The following is a 260-nucleotide window of genomic DNA, read 5'->3' on the forward strand; positions in this document are numbered from 1 at the left end:
ACATTTAAGGTGGTTGTAGCTTGATTATTGCCTTCCATTACCATTGGAGGATTGGAAGTTCCAAAATAAACATCATATGTTAATGTGTCATTAGTATCCACATCACTTGCAGTCCATTCTAAAGAAGCAGTTGTTGTTTGTACTACCGTATTTAAAGCAGGTTTTACAAGTTCAGGAGAAAATGGCAAGTGATTTACGACACCTTCTCCATAAGTATAAAACTTATAGGTTGTGGAATAACTACTTGATGCATTTTTACT

Annotated in this window: 1 pseudogene; it reads right to left on the reverse strand. The window is 34.6% G+C overall.

What is annotated here, in order from left to right:
• Positions 1-260: pseudogene (locus Q0714_RS14195) on the reverse strand (hypothetical protein); the annotation flags it as partial.

The organism is uncultured Lutibacter sp. (assembly GCF_947493565.1).
GTDB classification, from domain to species: Bacteria; Bacteroidota; Bacteroidia; order Flavobacteriales; family Flavobacteriaceae; genus Lutibacter; species Lutibacter aestuarii.